This is a genomic window from Brevundimonas sp. AVps23W, from assembly GCF_058681395.1.
Genome location: NZ_CM178738.1, coordinates 2,661,201 through 2,679,431 on the forward strand (window position 1 = coordinate 2,661,201; position 18,231 = coordinate 2,679,431).

The 18,231-nt window shown below is 66.3% G+C and carries 23 protein-coding genes; 3 read left to right on the forward strand and 20 right to left on the reverse strand.

The window, feature by feature from the left end:
* Window positions 1-79: 79 nt before the first annotated feature.
* Entirely contained in the window at window positions 80-655 is a 576-nt protein-coding gene (locus ACW177_RS12835; protein WP_492026080.1) for a superoxide dismutase family protein, read from the forward strand.
* Window positions 656-790: 135 nt separating this feature from the next.
* On the opposite strand, the gene ACW177_RS12840 is transcribed toward ACW177_RS12835, so the two are convergent.
* Entirely contained in the window at window positions 791-1,321 is a 531-nt protein-coding gene (locus tag ACW177_RS12840) for a DUF1003 domain-containing protein (protein ID WP_492026081.1), read from the reverse strand.
* A gap of 29 nt (window positions 1,322-1,350) precedes the next feature.
* Window positions 1,351-2,280: a DMT family transporter gene (locus tag ACW177_RS12845; protein WP_492026082.1), complete on the reverse strand. Its 930-nt coding sequence runs from the start codon at window positions 2,278-2,280 to the stop codon at window positions 1,351-1,353.
* A gap of 96 nt (window positions 2,281-2,376) precedes the next feature.
* Here ACW177_RS12845 and ACW177_RS12850 point away from each other — a divergent pair, with 96 nt between their 5' ends.
* Together ACW177_RS12850 and ACW177_RS12855 are read left to right on the forward strand one after the other, a co-directional pair.
* Window positions 2,377-2,655, forward strand: coding sequence for a hypothetical protein (locus tag ACW177_RS12850; RefSeq protein WP_492026083.1), 279 nt, complete (start codon window positions 2,377-2,379; stop codon window positions 2,653-2,655).
* Window positions 2,652-3,032, forward strand: a complete 381-nt coding sequence (locus ACW177_RS12855; protein WP_492026084.1) for a type II toxin-antitoxin system VapC family toxin — start codon at window positions 2,652-2,654, stop codon at window positions 3,030-3,032. The genes ACW177_RS12850 and ACW177_RS12855 overlap by 4 nt, the downstream gene beginning before the upstream one ends.
* A gap of 4 nt (window positions 3,033-3,036) precedes the next feature.
* Here ACW177_RS12855 and ACW177_RS12860 read toward each other — a convergent pair whose 3' ends face one another.
* From ACW177_RS12860 to ACW177_RS12945, 18 genes are all read right to left on the reverse strand, one after another.
* Window positions 3,037-3,507 (reverse strand): DUF2269 family protein, encoded by a 471-nt coding sequence (locus ACW177_RS12860; protein WP_492026085.1) that lies wholly within the window; start codon window positions 3,505-3,507, stop codon window positions 3,037-3,039.
* Window positions 3,504-4,805, reverse strand: a complete 1,302-nt coding sequence (locus tag ACW177_RS12865) for an SDR family oxidoreductase (RefSeq protein WP_492026086.1) — start codon at window positions 4,803-4,805, stop codon at window positions 3,504-3,506. Before ACW177_RS12865 ends, ACW177_RS12860 begins: the two co-directional genes overlap by 4 nt.
* A complete protein-coding gene (locus ACW177_RS12870) occupies window positions 4,802-5,257 on the reverse strand; it encodes a thiol-disulfide oxidoreductase DCC family protein (protein ID WP_492026087.1) in 456 nt (151 codons plus the stop codon). Before ACW177_RS12870 ends, ACW177_RS12865 begins: the two co-directional genes overlap by 4 nt.
* Window positions 5,258-5,266: 9 nt before the next feature.
* Window positions 5,267-5,776: a single-stranded DNA-binding protein gene (ssb, locus tag ACW177_RS12875; protein ID WP_492026088.1), complete on the reverse strand. Its 510-nt coding sequence runs from the start codon at window positions 5,774-5,776 to the stop codon at window positions 5,267-5,269.
* A gap of 186 nt (window positions 5,777-5,962) precedes the next feature.
* The gene (locus ACW177_RS12880; protein WP_492026089.1) at window positions 5,963-6,388 is read right to left on the reverse strand and encodes a PDC sensor domain-containing protein; all 426 of its coding nucleotides are present in this window, start codon (window positions 6,386-6,388) and stop codon (window positions 5,963-5,965) included.
* Entirely contained in the window at window positions 6,388-7,068 is a 681-nt protein-coding gene (locus ACW177_RS12885) for a hypothetical protein (protein ID WP_492026090.1), read from the reverse strand. The genes ACW177_RS12880 and ACW177_RS12885 overlap by 1 nt, the downstream gene beginning before the upstream one ends.
* 90 nt (window positions 7,069-7,158) lie before the next feature.
* Window positions 7,159-9,864: a transcriptional regulator gene (locus ACW177_RS12890; RefSeq protein ID WP_492026091.1), complete on the reverse strand. Its 2,706-nt coding sequence runs from the start codon at window positions 9,862-9,864 to the stop codon at window positions 7,159-7,161.
* Between the two features lie 60 nt (window positions 9,865-9,924).
* Window positions 9,925-10,842 carry a flagellin gene (locus ACW177_RS12895; RefSeq protein ID WP_492026092.1) on the reverse strand — a complete coding sequence of 306 codons (918 nt, stop codon included), beginning with the start codon at window positions 10,840-10,842 and terminating at the stop codon, window positions 9,925-9,927.
* A 135-nt stretch (window positions 10,843-10,977) separates the two neighbouring features.
* Window positions 10,978-11,277 carry a hypothetical protein gene (locus tag ACW177_RS12900; protein ID WP_492026093.1) on the reverse strand — a complete coding sequence of 100 codons (300 nt, stop codon included), beginning with the start codon at window positions 11,275-11,277 and terminating at the stop codon, window positions 10,978-10,980.
* An 86-nt stretch (window positions 11,278-11,363) separates the two neighbouring features.
* Window positions 11,364-12,170: a flagellin gene (locus ACW177_RS12905; protein WP_492026094.1), complete on the reverse strand. Its 807-nt coding sequence runs from the start codon at window positions 12,168-12,170 to the stop codon at window positions 11,364-11,366.
* A 113-nt stretch (window positions 12,171-12,283) separates the two neighbouring features.
* The gene (locus tag ACW177_RS12910; RefSeq protein WP_492026095.1) at window positions 12,284-13,081 is read right to left on the reverse strand and encodes a flagellin; all 798 of its coding nucleotides are present in this window, start codon (window positions 13,079-13,081) and stop codon (window positions 12,284-12,286) included.
* Window positions 13,082-13,194: 113 nt separating this feature from the next.
* Window positions 13,195-13,938: a flagellin gene (locus tag ACW177_RS12915; protein ID WP_492026096.1), complete on the reverse strand. Its 744-nt coding sequence runs from the start codon at window positions 13,936-13,938 to the stop codon at window positions 13,195-13,197.
* A 270-nt stretch (window positions 13,939-14,208) separates the two neighbouring features.
* The gene (locus ACW177_RS12920; RefSeq protein WP_492026097.1) at window positions 14,209-15,021 is read right to left on the reverse strand and encodes a flagellin; all 813 of its coding nucleotides are present in this window, start codon (window positions 15,019-15,021) and stop codon (window positions 14,209-14,211) included.
* 268 nt (window positions 15,022-15,289) lie between these two features.
* The gene (locus tag ACW177_RS12925; RefSeq protein ID WP_492026098.1) at window positions 15,290-15,661 is read right to left on the reverse strand and encodes a M15 family metallopeptidase; all 372 of its coding nucleotides are present in this window, start codon (window positions 15,659-15,661) and stop codon (window positions 15,290-15,292) included.
* Window positions 15,662-15,669: 8 nt separating this feature from the next.
* The gene (locus ACW177_RS12930) at window positions 15,670-15,969 is read right to left on the reverse strand and encodes a hypothetical protein (RefSeq protein WP_492026099.1); all 300 of its coding nucleotides are present in this window, start codon (window positions 15,967-15,969) and stop codon (window positions 15,670-15,672) included.
* Window positions 15,966-16,121 carry a hypothetical protein gene (locus tag ACW177_RS12935; RefSeq protein ID WP_492026100.1) on the reverse strand — a complete coding sequence of 52 codons (156 nt, stop codon included), beginning with the start codon at window positions 16,119-16,121 and terminating at the stop codon, window positions 15,966-15,968. The genes ACW177_RS12930 and ACW177_RS12935 overlap by 4 nt, the downstream gene beginning before the upstream one ends.
* Window positions 16,118-17,575, reverse strand: a complete 1,458-nt coding sequence (locus ACW177_RS12940) for a DUF2793 domain-containing protein (RefSeq protein WP_492026101.1) — start codon at window positions 17,573-17,575, stop codon at window positions 16,118-16,120. The genes ACW177_RS12935 and ACW177_RS12940 overlap by 4 nt, the downstream gene beginning before the upstream one ends.
* 143 nt (window positions 17,576-17,718) lie before the next feature.
* Window positions 17,719-18,180, reverse strand: coding sequence for a DUF4112 domain-containing protein (locus ACW177_RS12945; protein ID WP_492026102.1), 462 nt, complete (start codon window positions 18,178-18,180; stop codon window positions 17,719-17,721).
* Window positions 18,181-18,231: the final 51 nt, after the last annotated feature.

The window sequence follows — 18,231 nt, forward strand, 5'->3', positions numbered from 1 at the left end:
GTGACGATTTCTAGCATCCAAGGGCCTCGGTGGCAAAGCGACGCCGCCGTGAAAGCCCGTCTCTGAAAGGACTTTCCACATGCGCGCAAACCACATCGCCGCCGCCCTCCTCCTCGCCTCCCCTTTGGCCCTGATCGGGGCCTGCGCTTCGACCGCCGACGCGGCCCAGATGCAGGCCGAACGGGCGCCCGTCGGCGCGACCGGACAGGCCGTTCTGATCAACGCCCAGGGCGCCAATATCGGCCGAGTCGATCTGCGTCAGGGGCCGACCGGCCTGGTGATCAAGGTCGAGGCCTCGGGCCTGACGCCCGGCTGGCACGGCATCCACATCCATGCGACCGGCGCCTGCGCCGCGCCCTTCACCTCGTCCGGCGGCCATATCAATCACGCCGAGCCCAAGGCGCCGCACGGCCTGCTGAACGCGGCCGGGCCGGACGACGGCGATCTGCCGAACGTCTACGCCGGGGCGGACGGCAAGGTGAACGCCGAACTGTTCACGACCCGCGCGCGGATTTCTTCGGAAGGACCGGGCCAATGGCTGTGGGACGCCGACGGCTCGGCGATCATCATCCACGCCAACCGAGACGACCATTCGACCCAGCCCATCGGCGGGGCCGGCGAGCGGGTGGCCTGCGCGGCGTTGAGCGCGAGCTGAGTTCCCGCGCCCTACTCCGTCATCCTCGGGCTTGACCCGAGGATCGGACGCCGGTCGGGCTGTGGGTCGCCCCTGTCGCAATGCTGCTGAACCCCCGGCCCTCGGGTCAAGCCCGAGGATGACGGGGGTGTGGCGTCACCGGCCTTTGTCGGCCAACAACCGCTCGATCATTTGGGTCTGTTCCTGCTGGCGGGCGGTCAAGTGCTCCACCCTGTCCAGCAGGGCCATGATCTCGATCTCGGCTTTGAGATTGACCTGGTAGTCGTTGCCGGCGTCCAGCCGGTCCTTCGTCGCCTGGCGGTTCTGGCTCATCATGATGATGGGGGCCTGGGCGGCGGCGACCATCGACAACATCAGGTTCAGGAAGATGAAGGGATAGGGATCGAAGGCCTGGCGCCCGAGGATCAGGTTCAGCACCGTCCAGGCTGCCAGGAAGGCCGCAAAGGCCATCAGGAAGGTCCAAGATCCGCCGAACATCGCCACCCGATCCGCCAACCGCTCGCCGAAGGTCTGGCGGTCGTCGAAGGTCTCGTTGACATCCTCGGAAATCGGACGGCGTTCGGCGGCGCTGCGAACGACGCTGGCGGCGTTGGCGGGCAGTTCGTGCGTCGCCTTGCCTAGCCAGCGGCGGGAGACATGGTCGGCGTCAACGGGGGCGTGGTTCACGGTGGTCTCCTGAAGGGCTCAGGAGATGATCAAGCCTTGGCGGCGCCGGCGCGCAAGCCCCGTTCGGCCAGGGCGACCAAGGCGACCCCGCCCATGGTGATGGCCGAGCCGGTCAGGATCTGGGGCGTCAGGACGTCGCCCATCAAGCCCCAACCGATCAGCATCGACACCACCGGCGTCACCAGCAGATAGGGCGTCACCCGCCCCGCCTCGCGCCTTTGAACCAGCCAGAACAACAGGGTCGTCGCCAGGACCGACGAGGTGATCCCAGCCCATAGCAGGGCGGCCCAGACCATGGGGCTGGCGCGTTGAACCGCCTCCCACTGCCCATGCTCGAACACCGCCGAGCCGAAGGCCATGACCGGGAAGGCGCCCAGGGCCAGCAGGCCCTGCATCTTCAGCGGCGGAATCGAGGTGGTGCGTCGCGCAACGACGGTCGTCACGCCCCAGGCAGCGCCGGCGGCGATGGCGACCAGGATCGCCTTCCAGTCCTGAAGCGCATGGGCGTCCAACGTCATCCAGGCGACGCCGACGAAGGCCACGCCCATGCCGATCAGGGCCGCCCTGCTGAGCCGCTCGCCCAGGATCAGGAAGGCGAACAGGGCGGTGAAGGGAATCCACAGCTGGTTGGCCACCGTCACGGGGCTGACGTCCGTCGCCATCCAATAGGCGGTGTAGGCCAGGCCGTACTGAATCGGTCCGCCGAGGATGACGATCAGCGTCAGACTTCTCCAGTCCGGGAAGGGCGGCCGGACGAAGACGAGCAAACAGGCGGTGGCGATGCCGAACCGGATCGCCCCGACCAGCAGCGGCGGCAGGGTCTCGGTCGCCAGCTTGGCCCCCGCATTGTTCACGCCCCAGACGACGATGATCGCCACGATGGCGGCGATCTCGAGCCCGGACAGGGCGTGAGGCTTGGAGGCCGGCGGGGCGGATGGCGCGGGGGCGGCGTCGGTCATGCCCGCCTATCGCACGGCGGGAGCCTCTTCGCCCGTCAAATGGCGTGTCGGCGCGTTGCATTTGACATGTACATGTCTCGAGCGCAGCATGTACATATGATCGAAGTCACCTTGACCGCCCTGCGCAAGGACCTGTTCCGACTGGTCGACAGCGTGCTGGAAACCGGCGAACCGCTGGTGATCCGGCGCGGCGGACGGCGGCTGACGCTGGTCGCCGAGGCGGTCACCAAACCAACAACACCTGAGGAACGCTGGGACGCCTATATGGCCCAAGGGGTGCGGGAAGGCGCCGACGACTGGGCGGACGACATCGACACCAACAAGAGCCATTGGACCTGGGATCCGGACGCCAAGTTCGACTTCGGCGACAAGTGATCCATCTCGACACCCAAATCGTCGCCTGGCTCTATCTGCGCAAAACCCGCAACCTTGGGGACGCGGCGCAAAAGCTGCTGCGACGTACGAGCGCGCCGATGATTTCGCCGCTTGTGATCGTCGAGCTGGAAATCCTGACCGAGTTGGGCCGCATCAGTCCCCCGTCCGTTCCCGCCATGATCGCGACGCTGGAGGAGCAGATCGGGTTGGTTCAGTCAGACGCCTCAATGACCGCTGTATCAGAGGCCGCCTGCCGCTTCGCCTGGACGCGCGATCCGTTCGACCGACTGATCGTGGCGAACGCCATGGCCGACGGGGCGAAGCTGATCACTGCCGACCAGGTGATCCTGCGCCATTTCGACAAGGCGGTCTGGTAGGGCCTCAGAAGGTCGGCTTGGCGACCATCAGCCAGTAGATGGCCAGGACGCCGGCGAAGGCGGGCCAGCCCAGGGCGAACCACCAGCGGAACAGGCGATGATAGGCGGGTGGCAGGGGCGCCCCCTGCCCCGCCGCCTGCTCGGCCAGTTTCATCATTCGATACTGGATCCAGACGACCGGCAGCCAGCAGACGCCGACGAAGACATAAAGACCATAGGCGGCCAGCAGCCAGGGACTGGTCAGGGACCAGCCCTGCAAATGGATCAAGCCCAGGCCGCTGATCGGTTGGACCACCACAGCGCTGGTGGTGAAGACGAAATCGGCCAGGACCACGATGCGGCCGACCTCGGCCACCGTCTTTGCGTCCTTGGTCGCGTGGGCGCGCAGCATGAAGAAGGCGATGCCCGCCCCCGTGCCGAACAGGACGGCGCCGGACAGGATGTGGACGATCTTCAACGCGAAATAGAGGCTCATCGACGGGCGTCCGTTGCGGCCACGAACAGGCAGAGCGCCATCATCGGCAAGACCTTGAGCCACGGCCCCAAGGGGTCGATCCAGTAGTGCGGCAGGCTGAGCGTGCCTGCGATCAAATAGCCGACCGTCGCCAGACACATGAAGACCGCCACCCGCGCCGTCCAGCGCCGCACGAACAGCGCCAACCCGAGCACGACATCCAGCAGGGCGCCCCACCAGGCGACCGGCCCGGCCCAGCGGCCATAGCCGCCCTCGTGCAGGATGGCGACGGCGCCGTTCCAGCCGGGGCCGAAACTGATCAGGCCGGTGATCAGCCAGAACAGGCCCAGGGTCAGGATCGAAATCGGGCGGACGAACCACAGGCGGGCGTGCCAGACGTCCTGGACCGAGGCCGGGGTCTCGGCCAGAAAACGAGTGAAGCCACGCGACGACACGCCCAAACGCTCGGCCCAGCCGCTATCCTGGCCGGACACATCATGGTCCATCTGGCGCATAGCCGTGGTGCGAATCGGCGAAGACCAGCCCAACCGCCCCAGCAGATCTCCGACCGCCAAAGCGGGCGCGGCAAAGACGCGCGGAACGCGCACCACCGGCGCAGGCTTCAGACCGAGCCAGCCGCGATAGAGCCGCACCGTCTGGGCCATGGTCACCGCCTCTGGTCCCGGCATGTCCAGGGTCAGACGCGACGGTGCGCCGGGTCGCAGGGCCGCGACGATGGCGGCGGTCAGATCGCCCAAGGGGATTGGACGGAAGGTCTGGTCGCCGCCGACGACCGGCGAAAACAGCGGGAAGGCCGCCAGCGCGCGGATCAGGCCTGTGCCGCCGAAGGCCGCCCGGTCCACCACCAGCGACGGCCGCAGGATTAGCCAATCCAGCGCGCTGTCAGCGACCAGCCGTTCAGTCTGCGCCTTGGTGCGGGCGTAGTCGGTGCCCGCCGCTTCATCGGCGCCGACGGCGGAGATGTGGATCAGCCGAGACACGCCCGCCGCCTCACACGCCGCGATCAGGGCGCGCGGACCATCGACATGGGCGGCGCGGGTGCTGTCGCCGCCGCCGTCCTGCAAGACGCCGACGCAGTTCACCACGGTCGACACCCCGTCCAGAAGCGGCGCCCAGGCCTGGGCCGTCGTCAGTTTCGAAAAGTCGGCCGCGACCCAGTCGAAGCTCGGGGCGCGTCGGGACGGTTCGGCGATACGCCGCGCGCCCGCTCTCACGCTCCAGCCCTCGGCGGACAGGGCCGCCGCCACATGCGAGCCGATGAAGCCGTTGGCGCCGAGCACCAGCACCCGTCCGCTCATCCCAGCACTCTATCCTTCAGATCGACGCCCGCCGGAGGAAGGGCGCACCAGGTCGCACCGGGAAAACGGCGGCGGCGGCGCGCCACAAAGTCGTACAGCCGGTCACGAATGAACCGAGGCGCGATCCGCCCGACGCTCGCCCAACGATAAGGCGCGGGCAGCTGGGCGGCGATGGCCAGGACGGCGTCGGAGCGTTCGCGCGCCACGCCGTCCTGAATCAGCAGCATGGTGGAGGGGGCGTCGGGACTGACGCCATAATGCGTCAAAAGCGCCCGGCCCAAAGGCGACTGGGTCGGGGCCAGCCGGAACAGCCCGGCCCGGTCAGCCTTCAGGATCTTGCGCGCCGAGCCGGAGCAGAGCGCGCAATCCCCGTCGAACAGAACCAGGGGCCGGTCGTCCGGAAAGGCCGGAACGGCGAGATCCTCACGATAGCTGTAAGGCCCCCGCCCCACGTCGAAATCTTAGAACGGAATGTCGTCGTTCAGGTCGTAGCTTTCCTTGGGGCCGCTCGGCTTGTTGGCGCCGCCGGTGGAGAAGCCCGAGGAATAGTCGTCGTCACCGCGACCGCCGCCGCCGCCGCCGCCGCCGCCGTAGCCGCCGCCTTGCGACGCGCCGTCCGAACGACCGCCCAGCATGGTCAGTTCACCCTTGAAGCGGCTGACCACGATCTCGGTCGAATATTTCTCGACGCCCTGCTGGTCGGTCCATTTGCGGGTCTGGAGCGCGCCCTCGATATAGACGGTCGAGCCCTTCTTCACATAGTTCTCGACCACCTTGACGATGTTGTCGTTGAAGATGACGACCCGGTGCCACTCGGTCTTTTCCTTGCGCTCGCCCGAGGACTTGTCGCGCCAGGTTTCCGAGGTCGCGATCGACAGGTTGGCGATGCGGTCGCCGTTCGGCATGGACCGAATTTCCGGATCGCGGCCCAGATTGCCGACCAGAATGACCTTGTTGACGCTGCCCGCCATGGAAACTTCCTTCTCGTAGGGAGCGGCGAGTCCCTCGCCCGCCCCGTAATTCAGCCGGATGTCTTAGAGCCGCCGCCGATCACCGCCAGCCGCATTCGACATCAGACCCGCCAAACCGGTGGATTAACCAAATGTTCCACCTTTGTTCACGCCACGCAAGTCTCTTATGTGGCGAGGGTCGCCACCCTACTTCGTCTCGGGCGGCGGCGCCGCGATCGCGATGGGTCGCCCGGTCTCGTCGCGCTGGATGGCGCCGGGAATGGCCAGACGGCCGTCGCCGGTGCGGGCCATGGCGAAGAAGCGGGTGCCCGTCAGGCTCTTGCCGAACTTCACGCCCTCGCGGTCCACGAAGATGAAGCGGCCCTGATAGGCGCCCGCCACCTCCTGGTTCGAGCCGCCCATGCGCAGGAAGCGCAGACGCATTTCCTCCAGCTGACCGGCGCACAGTTCGATCTGGGCGACGTTCTCGCCCATCTTCTGCAGGCGCGGCTCCTGTCCGTCCGGCGTGGCGACGAAATAGCAGACGCCAGGCTCGAACTCGAACTTGGGCTGGTTGCTGCACGCCGCCAGAACGGCGGCGGTTGCGATGGCGGAGACAGCGAAGACGCGCATCAGTTCAAACCCGGAAATTGGCAGTTACGATCCTGCTCCGCCAGGGTGCGGAAACGGCTGTTGTCGCCCGACTGTTCCACCCGGCGCGGGACGAGCCGCAGCGTCGTATCGCCCCACCGGCCATACTGGGCGTCGCCCGGGCGGACGCAGGTTCCGGCGTACAGGGCCTGGACGCAGGCGTTCAGGCTCATGCCGCTGGACAGGACGCGCCATTCCGAACCGGCGTGGCGCAGACACTGGGAGCCGGCGGACTGCGCTGGGGCCGGGGTGCTGGGCGTGGCGGCGCCCGGAGCGGGGCTCGGCATGGGATCGGCCTCAGCCATCTCGACCGGGGGCAGTTCCGGCGGCGGGGCGAAGGCGGCGGTCGGGGCGGCGGCCAGAGCCCCCGTCTCGTCGATGCCGACATCCAGGGCGTCGGTGGCCAGACCGTTGCGCTGGGCGCAGTCAGCCAGGGTCGCCATGCCGACGAACTGACCGTCGACGAAACAGCGCAGCTCGCGCGTCGGCTCCAGCGAGGGGGCGTCGGCCAGATCGACCGTCAGCCCGCCCTTGGCGGCAGGCGGGGCCTCGGGCGTCTTGTCGCCGCCGCCGGTGAAGATCAGGGCCAGCACTACGGCGGCGATGATCACCAGACCTGCGCCGATGGCGATGATGACGCGATTGTCGTTCGGAAGGGCCATGAGGGGCTTTCACAACTGAGGCGCCCAATAACCCGGAACCGGCGCCGGGCGTCAACCGCCTAGGCGCCACAGACGCCGACGGTGCGTCGATCAGGCCGTCAGGCGGCTGAGCGCGGCCTGGAAATTGGCGAGCTGGGTCTGCTGATAGGCGGTGGATGAGCCCTTGCCCGTCTGGGTATTGGTGGCCGTGGTGGTCGAGGGGGCCAAAGATTTGTAGGCCGAGCGGACCGCGGTCATGGCGCTGGCGATGCCGTCGATGGCCGCCTTGATTCCGGCGGCGTCGTTCAGGTTCAACTTGTTCGACAGGTCCAGGCCAAAGGTCTTGGGCGCGTCCTTGTCCGCCTTGACGGGAGCGATGAATCCAGGGCTCAACCCCAGGGCCGACAGAGCGTCCTTGCCGACGGCGCCAGACGAGATGATCGCGCCTTCCCGGTTCGCCGCCGTCGAGATTTGCAGCCGCTGAGTGACCGGCACGGCCTTCAGGTCCGTCACGACCTTGGCGTCCAGCTGGCGGCCCGAAGCATTGACGATCTTCTTGGCCAGGGTCTCCAGCGTGTCCTTGGCGTCGATGGTCACGGTCACGGCCCGTCCGCCGCCAGCCGGAGAAATGCTGAACTGATCGCCGACCCGCGCGGCCGTGCTGACGGTCAGCAGCTTGGAGTCCGCCTGCATGATCTCGCCCTGGGGCAGGCCCAGTCGGTCCAGGACGCTGGCGCCGCCCGAGGCGATGCTGAGGCTGGTGGGCTTGGCCTGGTCGTCGGCGGCGCGCCAGGTCTGGTTCTTCTCGACCGCCCCGGTCGCCAGATCGATGCGGGCCAGATAGCCGTAGGTCGGATCTTCGTTGGCCGCGCCCTCGGCCCGGTTCGTGCCGGTGATCCAGACCTTGCCGTCCTTGATCTCGACATCGGCGGCGGTGTCGTCCCCTGCCCCGCCGAAATAGGTCAGCCGGTCGTCGCCCGAGGCCTGAAGATCGGCCGACAGGGTGGCGACGAAGACGTCCTTGCCGCCGGCGTGGGCGTTGGTCACCGTGCCGATGTCCAGGGCGGCGTTGTCGGTATGGCCGGTCACGACGACCTTGCCGTTCTCGACGGAAATCCCCGCGATCTCGCCGCTGGCGTAACCGAGGTCACGGGTCGAGGCCAGGGTCGGCACGCCCGATGCGTCGAGCGTGAAGCGGCGCACGATCGCCTTTCCGTTCTCGACGCCGGCTGTGTAGAGGTCCGATCCGGAGACGGTCATGGCCTGGACCGAGTCGTCGCCTGCCGTACCGAACTGCAGGGTCGAGACGTTCACCCCCGTTTCCGGCCCGGTGATCTTCAGCTGCTTTTCCTCAAAAGTCTGAAGATAGGAATCCCAGCCGCCCAGGGCCGTGGTTCCCGACAGGGCGGACTTGGAACGGCCGGCGACATAGATCAGGCCGTCGGCGCCGAAACTGACCTCGGTCGCTTCGTCGGCCGCCTTGGCCCCGCGTCGCTGGGTCCACAGCTCCTTGCCGGAACTGTCGAACAGGGTGACGAAACTGTCGGCGGTCGCGGCGTTGTCGCCGCTCTTGCCCGGCTCCAGCGCCCCCGTGACCGATCCAGCCAGGGCCACCCGGCCGTCGTCATCGATGGCGATGGAGAAGCCATTGGCGCTTGAGGCGGCGCCCAGCAGCTTGGTCTGCATCAGATTGCCGGCGGAGTCGTATTTCATCAGGGCGACGTCGCGCGTGCCCTTGATCGGCTGATTGGCGTCGCCGGACTTCAGGTCCGCAACGACCCAGACCGAGCCGTCGGGCGCGACGGCGCTGGCGCGCACAGCCTCGACGCCGGCAGGGAGATCCGTCAGGCCCGCGCGCCCCTCGACCCAGAAGGAGTCGTCGACGCCCTGCTGGGCCGCCGGTGCGGAACCGCCTTCGGCCTGGAACTTCAGCAGTTGGCCGGTTCCGGCCTTGCCCGCGCCCTGGGTCACATAGACGGCGTCCGAGGTTTCGGTCGCAGCGAAGCTGACGGTCTCGCCGGCGCTGCCCGTGATCTTCAGCGCCCATTGATCCGGCCCCGCCGGCAATGTGATGGTCTTGTCGCCGGACTTGATGGTTCGAGGCTCGCCGGGGATGTACTGGGTTCCGACGCGGGTGGCGACGCCGGCCGCTTCCAGCTTGCCGTTCATATAGCTGACGACATTGACCATCGACCTTTCGGTCGAGCCCATCTCGGACAGGTCCATCGACACCGTCTGGGTTCCAGTGGCGGTCTTGGCGGTCATGGAGAATTTGACGTCGCCGTCAAAGGCCGCGACGGGCGTGGTCGCCAGGCCGGTATGAAGCGGCTGGGTCGTAAAGGTGGTCGGGGCCCGTTCCTGAGCGTAGCCGGACTTGACGGTCGTTTGCGACACGCCCTGCACCAGGCGGACATCCTCAAAGTCGGCGGTCTTCAGATAGGCCGACATCTCGGCCAGACCCTCGCTGAAGCGTTTGGACACCTGCGCGGCTTCCGCCGTCGTCAGCCCCTTGACGCCTGCCCGGTCCGCCAGGGCGCTGAGGCTGTTGAGCCCCTGATAGACGGTGAACATCTTGCGATAGTCGCTGGACGCCCCCGACAGGTCCAGTTCGACCGAACCCTCGTTGATGATGGACCGCCCCGCCAGGGCCGCCCGCACCAGGTCGCTGGCCTTGGGCGCCGACGCGATTTCAGTGGAAGCCCAGGGCGCGGTGGGCTGGGTCTTCTTTTTTGTGGTGGTGGACGTGGTCGAAGTGGTCGCCGACGTCGTGTCCGTCGTGACCCCGTAGAGACCCAGCAGATAGCTGTTGTTGATCATCCAATATGACTCCGTCGCAACATTGCGACGGAGTCAGCTAATGAAAGCTTAAGTTAGGTATCAGTTTTGAAACAGCGACAGGATCATCTGCGGCGCCTGGTTGGCGATCGACAGGGCCTGAACGCCCAGCTGCTGCTGGACCTGAAGCGCTTGAAGGCGCGCGCTTTCCTTGGCCAGATCCGCATCGACCAGATTGCCGATCCCCGATTCCAGCGAGTCCGACAACTTGCCGACATAGGTCGTATGGCGTTCGATCTGCTTGGCCTGAGCACCGAGTTCGGACAGGCGCGAACTGGCGACGGCGATGGCGTCATCGACCCGTTGCAGCGCGAACTTGGCCTTTTCCTGTGTCAGCAGGTCCGGCGCCGCGTTCAGCAGGGTTTCGTCCTCAGGCGTGCCGGCGTTATTGGTCCACGCCTGGACGCCCGCAGTCGCCGCGTCGGAGTCATAAGAGTTGGCCGCCAGACCGAGGCCAGAAAGCGTCAGGTTCTGACGCTTCATCGCGATGGTTTCGTTGCCGTCCGCGCTGGCGAGGAAGGTCAGGTCCGTCGTCGCGGTCCCGTCCAGAATATTGGCGCCGTCGAAGATCGCATTGTCCGCGAAGGACTGGATCGAGCTGAGCAGGGACTGGAATTCTTGATTATAGGATGAGCGAGTCGCCGCAGTCTGGCTGGGGTCGGCGGCGGCCGTCGCCTTCTGCTTCATCTCCACCAGAATGTCCGAGATCTGTTCGCCCGCCGCCAGGGACACGTCGGCGATCGAGGTCGCGCGGTTCAAACTGGTGGTGACAGCTTCCAGTGACCCCTTGTCTGCGCGCTGCCCCTGAGCAACGGCCCAGACGGCGGCGTTATCCTTCGCGCCCTGAACATTCAGGCCGGTATTCACCCGACTCTGCGTCGACGCCAACTGGTCGTTGGTGCGATTCAGATTCTGCAAGGCGATCATCGCCGAGGTGTTGGTGTGGATGCTGGTGGTCATGGCTTCAAGCCCCGGACGTTCTGTTCCCTGCAGGATTAACCATGAATCGTGAGCGTATGGTTAACGGCAAAGAAACCACGTTTACGCCGTCCGGCTGGCCGGCGGCGTCATCTTATTCGAACTGAACAGCCTCGACTAGATCGAGGTTTTCAGCAGATTTCCGCCCTTGTAGTCAGGGTCCGTCGCAAGATTCTGCACGACGTCTCGCGGCAGTTTCAGCACCACCTTGCCGGTGATCGGATCGCTGACCGTGTAGACAAAGCGACCGTCTTCCGCGGTTTCGATCGTCAGGCGGTATTTGTTCGCCTCGGACCGCTCGACCACCTGGGCCACCTCAGTTTGAAGCGGTTGCTGCGGACGGGGCACAGATGGGCTGTCGGCGCTCTCCGGTTTGAAGAGACCTACAGGGGGGATTTTCGCAACATTCTCAGCCATGGCTCCTTGCGCGAAAGGATCGCGCCCTTCTGGATAAAAACGAGAACGAAGGGCCGGAGCGGCGTGAACCGCCCCGGCCTATCGCCTTAACGGAACAGGCTCAGCAGGGTCTGGCTGGACGAGTTCGCAATCGACAAGGCCTGCACGCCCAGCTGTTGCTTGGTTTGCAGGGCCGTCAGCTTGGCGCTTTCCTTGGCCAGATCGGCGTCCACCAGATTCCCCACGCCGGCTTCGATCGAATCCTGAAGCTTGTTGGTGAAGCTGATGCTGCGACCCAGCGACTTGGACTGGGTGCCGATGGTCGAAAGGGCGCTGGTGACGGCCGTGATCGCCAGATCGACGTTGGCGGTCGTGTACTGGGCGGTCGTGCCTGCGGTGAAATAGCCCAGCTCCGTATTGGCGCTGAGGGCCGTCGCCGTACCCAAGACCTTGGTATCTGAGGCGCCCGTTCCGGTCCGGACCGTAGTGGTCGCACCGGAAGCGGTGTTCAGCAGATTGACACCATCAAAGCTCGCGCCGGCCAGAGCACTGTTGATTTCCGTACCCAGAGCGGTGAACTCCGCCTGGTAGGACGTCAGTGCGGCGCCGGTGGACCCGGCGATGCTGACGGCGAGACCCTTCATCTCTTCCAGCGCCGCAGTAATCGTGTCGCCGGCGGCCAGGGCCACGTCGACCATCGATTGACCGCGTTGCATGGAGCTGCGGACCGCGTCTTGGGCCGAAGCATTTGCACGTTGGGACGTAGCGATCGAGAAGATCGCCCCGCTGTCCTTGGCCGAAGAGACCTTCATGCCGGTGTTGATGCGGTTTTGGGTCCGCTCCAGCTCGGCGTTGGTCTTGTTCAGGTTTTGCAGCGCGATAGAGGCGCCGTAGTTCGTATTCACACTCGCCATTTTGGCGGTTCCTTTTCACTTCGTGAGGGCCGTCGCCATTTTGGCGACGGGAGCATTTTGCTCGGGGTTCAAGGCCTATGGCCCGGCCGTCGAAACGACCGGGTCTCCGGGCCTTAGCGGAAGAGGCTCAGCAGGGTCTGGCTGGAGGAGTTGGCGATCGACAGCGCCTGCACGCCCAGCTGTTGCTTGGTTTGCAGGGCGGTCAGCTTCGCGCTTTCCTTGGCCAGGTCAGCGTCCACCAGGTTGCCCACGCCGGCTTCCAGGGAGTCCTGGAGCTTGTTGACGAAGGTGATCTGACGGCCCAGCGACTTGGACTTGGTGCCGAAGTCGGACAGGACGGCGGTGAAGGCCGTGATGGCTCCATCCACCGTCGCGACGATCGTGCCCGCGTCGCCAGCAACGGCCGCCGTCGTCGTCGCGACCGAGGTCGCGGAGCCGGCGATGGCCTTCAGCGTGTAGGAGGTGCTGGCGCCCGTCTGAACCGTGATGGCGGCGGCGTTGGCGGAGAACAGATTGACGCCGTCGAACGTCGCGCCGGACAGTGCGCTGGCGATTTCCGTACCCAGGGCGTTGTATTCCGCCAGGTAGGAGGTCTGGGCGGCGCCGGTGGATCCGGCGATGCTGACCGCCAGGCCCTTTTGTTCTTCCAGAGCCGCCGTAATCGTGTCGCCGGCGGCCATGGCCACGTCGACGATCGATTGACCGCGCTGGATGGAACTGCGGACCGCGTCTTGAGCGGAAGCGTTGGCCCGCTGACCCGTGGCGATCGAGAAGATCGCCCCGCTGTCCTTGGCCGAAGAGACCTTCATGCCGGTGTTGATGCGGTTTTGGGTCCGCTCCAACTCGGCGTTGGTCTTGTTCAGGTTCTGCAGCGCGATAGAGGCGCCGTAGTTCGTGTTTACACTCGCCATTTTGGCGTTCCTTCTTCACTTCGTGATGGCCGTCGCCGTTTTGGCCACGGGAGCGTTTTGCTCAGGGTTCAAGGCCTATGACCCGGCCGTCGAAACGACCGGGTCTCCGGGTCTTAACGGAAGAGGCTCAGCAGGGTCTGGCTGGAGGAGTTGGCGATCGACAACGCCTGCACGCCCAGCTGTTGCTTGGTTTGCAGGGCGGTCAGCTTCGCGCTTTCCTTGGCCAGGTCAGCGTCCACCAGGTTGCCCACGCCGGCTTCAAGAGCGTCCTGGTATTTATTGACGAAAGTGATCTGACGACCCAGCGACTTGGACTGGGTGCCCAGGGTCGACAGGGCGTCCGTTACGGTGGTGATGGCCGAATCAATGGCCGTCGTCGTTGCGGCGGCGCGCGCCTTGCTCCCGCCAGCGACGGCGGTGATGGTTGCGCCGGCCAGAGGCGTCGTCAGGCTGTTGACGCCGTCGAACGAAGCGCCGGAGATCGCAGAGGTGATTTCCAGGCTGAGGGCGTTGTATTCAGCGAGATAGGCGGTTTCGGCGGCGGAGCCGGCGGTCGATCCTTGGATCGAAACGGCCAGACCCTTCATCTCTTCCAGAGCGGTCGTGATGGTGTCGCCGGCGGCCAAGGCCACGTCGGTGATCGACTGGGTGCGTTGAAGGCCCGAGCGGACCGCATCCTGAGAGGCGGCGGTGGCGCGTTGGGACGTAGCGATCGAGAAGATCGCCCCGCTGTCCTTGGCCGACGAGACCTTCATGCCGGTGTTGATGCGGTTTTGGGTCCGCTCCAGCTCCGAGTTGGTCTTGTTCAGATTTTGCAGCGCGATAGAGGCGCCGTAATTTGTATTCACACTCGCCATTTTGGCGTTCCTTTCACTTCGTGATGTCCAACGCCATTTTGGCGAAGGGAGCATTTTGCTCGGTAGGTAAGAAGCAATTGCCGGGCCAGAGGCGTCGGCCTAAGTTACTGAATTGAAATGTTTACCTTTGATTCACCCTCCCTATTGCTAGGCAAGTTTTGCCTATTGAGGCCAATCGACCGGCAAGTTTTGCCGAGCGCGGCTTAAAAAAGCGGCGCGATCGGCGGGCGACCGCGCCGACAAGACGGCTATGCTCGAAGGCGGGGGGCCTTAGCTGCGGAACAGGCTCAGTATGGTCTGGCTGGACGAGTTCGCGATCGACAGGGCCTGCACGCCCAGCTGTTGCTTGGTCTGCAGGGCGGTCAGCTTCGCGCTTTCCTTGGCCAGATCCGCGTCCACCAGGTTGCCGATGCCGTTTTCGGTCGCATCCTGGAGCTTGTTGACGAAGGTGACCTGACGACCGACCGACTTGGACTGGGTGCCCAGGGTCGACAGAGCGCCGGTCACGGCCGCAATGGCCGTATCAACGGCCGCCGTGGTCGCGGCGCCGGCGGCGATACTCTGGTTGGTGACGGTGGTGATCGCTGCAGCGGCCGCAGTACCACCAGCGACGGTGAAGCCGATATCAGTGGTGCCGCCGCTGACATCCTTGATCAGACTGGTCGCAGTGGCGCCGGTCCACAGGTTGACGCCGTCGAATGTGGCGCCGGCCAGGGCAGAGGTGATTTCCGCCCCCAGCGCGCGGAAGTCGGTGAGATAGGAGGTTTGAGCAGCGCCGGTGGAGCTGGCCAGACTGACGGCGAGACCCTTCATCTCTTCCAGAGCGGCCGTCACCGTGTCGCCGGCGGCCAGGGCCACATCGACGATGGATTGACCACGTTGCAAGGACGCCCGCACGGATTCCATGGCGCCCATATTGGCGCGCTGGCCGGTCGCGATGGAGTAGATCGCGCCACTGTCTTTTGCGGAGGAGACCTTCATGCCGGTGTTGACGCGGTTTTGCGTCATTTCCAGCTGAGCATTGGTCTTGTTCAGGTTCTGGAGCGCAATTGCTGCGCCGTAATTCGTATTGATGCTCGCCATTTTGGCTGCCCTCTTTCACTTCTGTGTATGTACGACGCCGTTTTGGCGTCGGGAGCATTTTGCTCCGCCCTCCTAAGAGCAAGGGCGGGGCCAGGCGGGAACAGGCCGGACCACGCGCCGAACTGTTGATCTTGTTGAATTTTTCCGACGCGCGCTCACGCCGACCCGGCAAGTTTCGACGCCTAGCGGCAGAAGTTGCCGAGTCGTTTTTGCCGCTCCACTCAGCCTGACGGTTTCGGCGTCAAGACCTGCGCCATGAACGCGGCCTTCATGGATAGGCCTTCCGGTCCAGCTCGAAATGCGGGCCGTCGCGCAGACTCTTCCAATCCCCGCCCCAGACGACGGGGGTGTTCAGCTCCAGCGCTGCGGATTTGAAGGCCTTGGCGATCCGGGCGTAAAGCGGCCAGTCCCACCGGACCTCGCCGTCCACCAAGGCCGCGACGTCGACGGCATGGCCGGTCAGGTGGCGGGACTTCAGGGTGCGGCTGGCCCCGGCCTTGACCAGGCTGGCCTGCCGCTCAGGCGTTCGCAGGCCTTCGGTGATCATGAAGTCCACCGGACTGCGCGCGAGAGCGGCCTCGACCACGGCGACCAGGGCGGGGTGGACGCCGGCCAGGCGGGACCGGGATCGAACGGACAACCGCGCGCTCATGAGCGGCCTCCCGTCAGGCGCAGCCGGGCATTGGCCAGCAGGGCGACCAGTTGTTCGGCGGTCGGCGCCACCAGATACAGAACCAGGATCAGGGCCAGCAGCCCCATCAATCCGTCCGTGATCTTGGGCAACATCTCGGCCGGCATCCGCGCCACCGTTCGCATCAGCAGAAGCCACAGGCCGGCGCTGATGGCGAAGGCGTACAGCCTGCGCCACAGCCAGCGGCCCTCCGCCAAGGTGTCAGGCCGGTCGCGCGTCGGCGCCGGCGCCAGGGTTGGGGTTGGGATTCCGGTCATTCCTCGTCCTCCTTGTCTTGAGTTTGCCGATCGCATCGGCCGTCGAAGCCGGTCTGGGCGCGCCGGGCCATGTCGTTCAGAGTCCTGGGTGCGTCCCAGACCTCGGGGTCGAGCACCTCGACCGGCTCGGGCAGATAGCGTCGCCGGCTCATCCGACGGCCGTGATGCGAACCACGCCTCCACCGCCTGCGCCGCCTGCGCCCGACTGGGTCAGGCCCGCGCCGCCTCCGCCGCCGCCGGCCCCGTAAAGAGCCCCAGCGCCGCCAGCCACGCCCGCTGCGGCCGACGAGGCGTCGCCCCCTCCCCCGCCGCCGCCGACCACGGACAGGCCCGGCGCCGACGAAGCCTGACCAGCCGCGCCCGCCGCGCCCCCGGCCGCTCGTCGCACAGCCCAGCCGCCCGCCCCGCCAGAACCGCCCGCCTGAGCCATATTGCCGGCGCCCAGACCGCCGCCGCCCCCACCACCGCCGGAGCCGTCAGGACAGACAGTTTCTCCGCCGCCGAACGCAGCCGCCGTGATCCGACTGTCGCCGCCGGGATTGCCGATGCGCTGCCCCAGGCCGCCCACGCCACCCTGCCCCGCTGCGACGGTTCCGTCGGCGCCGCGAGCGCCGCCTCCGGCGCGCAGCAGCACGACGCCCTCCTGGCTGATCGTGGTCTGGCCGCCCACGCCCCCGGTCGCGGATATGCCTCCACCGCCCACGGCGACCGCCAGGGTCTCGCCCAGATCGGCGACCGCCCAGACGGCTTGGCTCAGACCGCCCGCACCACCGCCACCGCCGCCGAAGCGCGCGGTACCGGCGGGTCCGGCCATGCCCGATCCGCCGGCGCCGCCGCCGCCGACGCAGACCGCCTCGATCCATTGCGCCCAGACGGGCGGCGTATAGACGCCGTCGGCGGCGAAGATCGTCGTCTCGCGTCGGGTCGCGCCCCGGTCGAAAGCGACCCGACCGGTGGCGCGGTCCACGCCGAAGGCGCGGCGCCAGGTCGATCCGTCCGGGCTGACCTTCAGGCTGAGATCGTCGTCGCCGACCAGGCCCAGCTCGGCCCGTCCGCCGTAGCCGCTCTGGAACAGCAGCGACAGGACGTCGCCCGCCGCCGTTTTGTTCAAGGTCAGACGCAGGTCCCCGTCGCCGCCTTCGGCCTGGGCGCGCGCGGTGAACAGGGCGGTGTTGGTCTTGATCGCCAGCGGATTGGCGGCGTCGGCGGTGGTGCCGAGTCCCAGGCGCGACAGGCCCTGAACCTCGTCCAGCCGCCGGCCCAGGGGCGTCCAACCGTCGTCTTCCCACACCACCAGGACGGCGGCGTCCAGCACCAGGGCGATCAGGCCGATGGGCGTGGCGACCCGGCTCCATCCGCCCGCTTCGAACCGCATCAGGGCGCCGGCGGGCAGACCGGTCCAGGCCGCGCCGTTCGCCCCGTCCGGCAGGATATAGAGGTCGCCGTCAAAAGGCGCCGGCGGCTGGATGGCGATAGTCGCGCTGACCACCGCCGTCTGCAACAGGGCGTCCAGCCGCGTCAGCGCCGCGTTCAGGGTCACATGTTTCTGCATCTGCCCCGCCGCCAGATAGGGCAGGTTCAGACGCGCAGTGAAATCGTCGCTCATCAGGATCTCCGTTCTTGTCGGAGATCAGTCTGCGGGCGCCGCCAACTCAGGCGCGCTGGACGGCTGATTTATTACTCAAACCATTGATTAGATGACCATTTGCCTGAACAATTAGGAAATCAGACGACTGCCAACGCGCGCAATCAGTCGTGCAGATAGACGATGCGCCGCAGCTTCTTGTCGTTGCGGACCCGCTCAACATGCCGCTCGTGATCGCCACTGGCTCTGGCGCCCGCCTCGGTGTCCTCGACCCAGTGGGTCGTCTCGATGTCCTTCTGCAGCGCCTTGGCCGCCAGCAGTTGACCGGGAAAGAAGGTATCGACCACGTCGCCGGCCAGGGGCACCGTGCCCGTCGCCGTATCCACCGCCATATAGGCGGTCATACGGGCTAGGGTCGCGGGGGACGCCCTGGCTCGGACAGCCTGCATCAAGAGCCAGGCGCCGGTCCCCACCGTATAGACCGTGCCGACAATAGGCACCCAGGTCAGCAGACCGTCCATGCCGATGCCGAACGGGCCGATGCCGATCACCCGGTCGGACAGCTTCTTGATCCCCTCGACATTGGACCAAATCTTTTCGATATCTGTGATCGACCGTCTGGCCATGTCGCCCTCCCCAGCGCCGCCCTAACGCGGCATAGGCAACAGCGTTCACCA

Excerpts from the sequence above, each read along its gene's own strand:
- ACW177_RS12835 (WP_492026080.1), top strand. The coding sequence starts at position 80 with ATGCGCGCAAACCACATCGCCGCCGCCCTCCTCCTCGCCTCCCCTTTG.
- ACW177_RS12845 (WP_492026082.1), bottom strand. The coding sequence starts at position 2,280 with ATGACCGACGCCGCCCCCGCGCCATCCGCCCCGCCGGCCTCCAAGCCT.
- ACW177_RS12850 (WP_492026083.1), top strand. The coding sequence starts at position 2,377 with ATGATCGAAGTCACCTTGACCGCCCTGCGCAAGGACCTGTTCCGACTG.
- ACW177_RS12860 (WP_492026085.1), bottom strand. The coding sequence starts at position 3,507 with ATGAGCCTCTATTTCGCGTTGAAGATCGTCCACATCCTGTCCGGCGCC.
- ACW177_RS12865 (WP_492026086.1), bottom strand. The coding sequence starts at position 4,805 with ATGAGCGGACGGGTGCTGGTGCTCGGCGCCAACGGCTTCATCGGCTCG.
- ssb (WP_492026088.1), bottom strand. The coding sequence starts at position 5,776 with ATGGCGGGCAGCGTCAACAAGGTCATTCTGGTCGGCAATCTGGGCCGC.
- ACW177_RS12880 (WP_492026089.1), bottom strand. The coding sequence starts at position 6,388 with ATGCGCGTCTTCGCTGTCTCCGCCATCGCAACCGCCGCCGTTCTGGCG.
- ACW177_RS12885 (WP_492026090.1), bottom strand. The coding sequence starts at position 7,068 with ATGGCCCTTCCGAACGACAATCGCGTCATCATCGCCATCGGCGCAGGT.
- ACW177_RS12890 (WP_492026091.1), bottom strand. The coding sequence starts at position 9,864 with ATGATCAACAACAGCTATCTGCTGGGTCTCTACGGGGTCACGACGGAC.
- ACW177_RS12895 (WP_492026092.1), bottom strand. The coding sequence starts at position 10,842 with ATGACCACCAGCATCCACACCAACACCTCGGCGATGATCGCCTTGCAG.
- ACW177_RS12900 (WP_492026093.1), bottom strand. The coding sequence starts at position 11,277 with ATGGCTGAGAATGTTGCGAAAATCCCCCCTGTAGGTCTCTTCAAACCG.
- ACW177_RS12905 (WP_492026094.1), bottom strand. The coding sequence starts at position 12,170 with ATGGCGAGTGTGAATACGAACTACGGCGCCTCTATCGCGCTGCAAAAC.
- ACW177_RS12910 (WP_492026095.1), bottom strand. The coding sequence starts at position 13,081 with ATGGCGAGTGTAAACACGAACTACGGCGCCTCTATCGCGCTGCAGAAC.
- ACW177_RS12915 (WP_492026096.1), bottom strand. The coding sequence starts at position 13,938 with ATGGCGAGTGTGAATACAAATTACGGCGCCTCTATCGCGCTGCAAAAT.
- ACW177_RS12920 (WP_492026097.1), bottom strand. The coding sequence starts at position 15,021 with ATGGCGAGCATCAATACGAATTACGGCGCAGCAATTGCGCTCCAGAAC.
- ACW177_RS12930 (WP_492026099.1), bottom strand. The coding sequence starts at position 15,969 with ATGACCGGAATCCCAACCCCAACCCTGGCGCCGGCGCCGACGCGCGAC.
- ACW177_RS12935 (WP_492026100.1), bottom strand. The coding sequence starts at position 16,121 with ATGAGCCGGCGACGCTATCTGCCCGAGCCGGTCGAGGTGCTCGACCCC.
- ACW177_RS12940 (WP_492026101.1), bottom strand. The coding sequence starts at position 17,575 with ATGAGCGACGATTTCACTGCGCGTCTGAACCTGCCCTATCTGGCGGCG.
- ACW177_RS12945 (WP_492026102.1), bottom strand. The coding sequence starts at position 18,180 with ATGGCCAGACGGTCGATCACAGATATCGAAAAGATTTGGTCCAATGTC.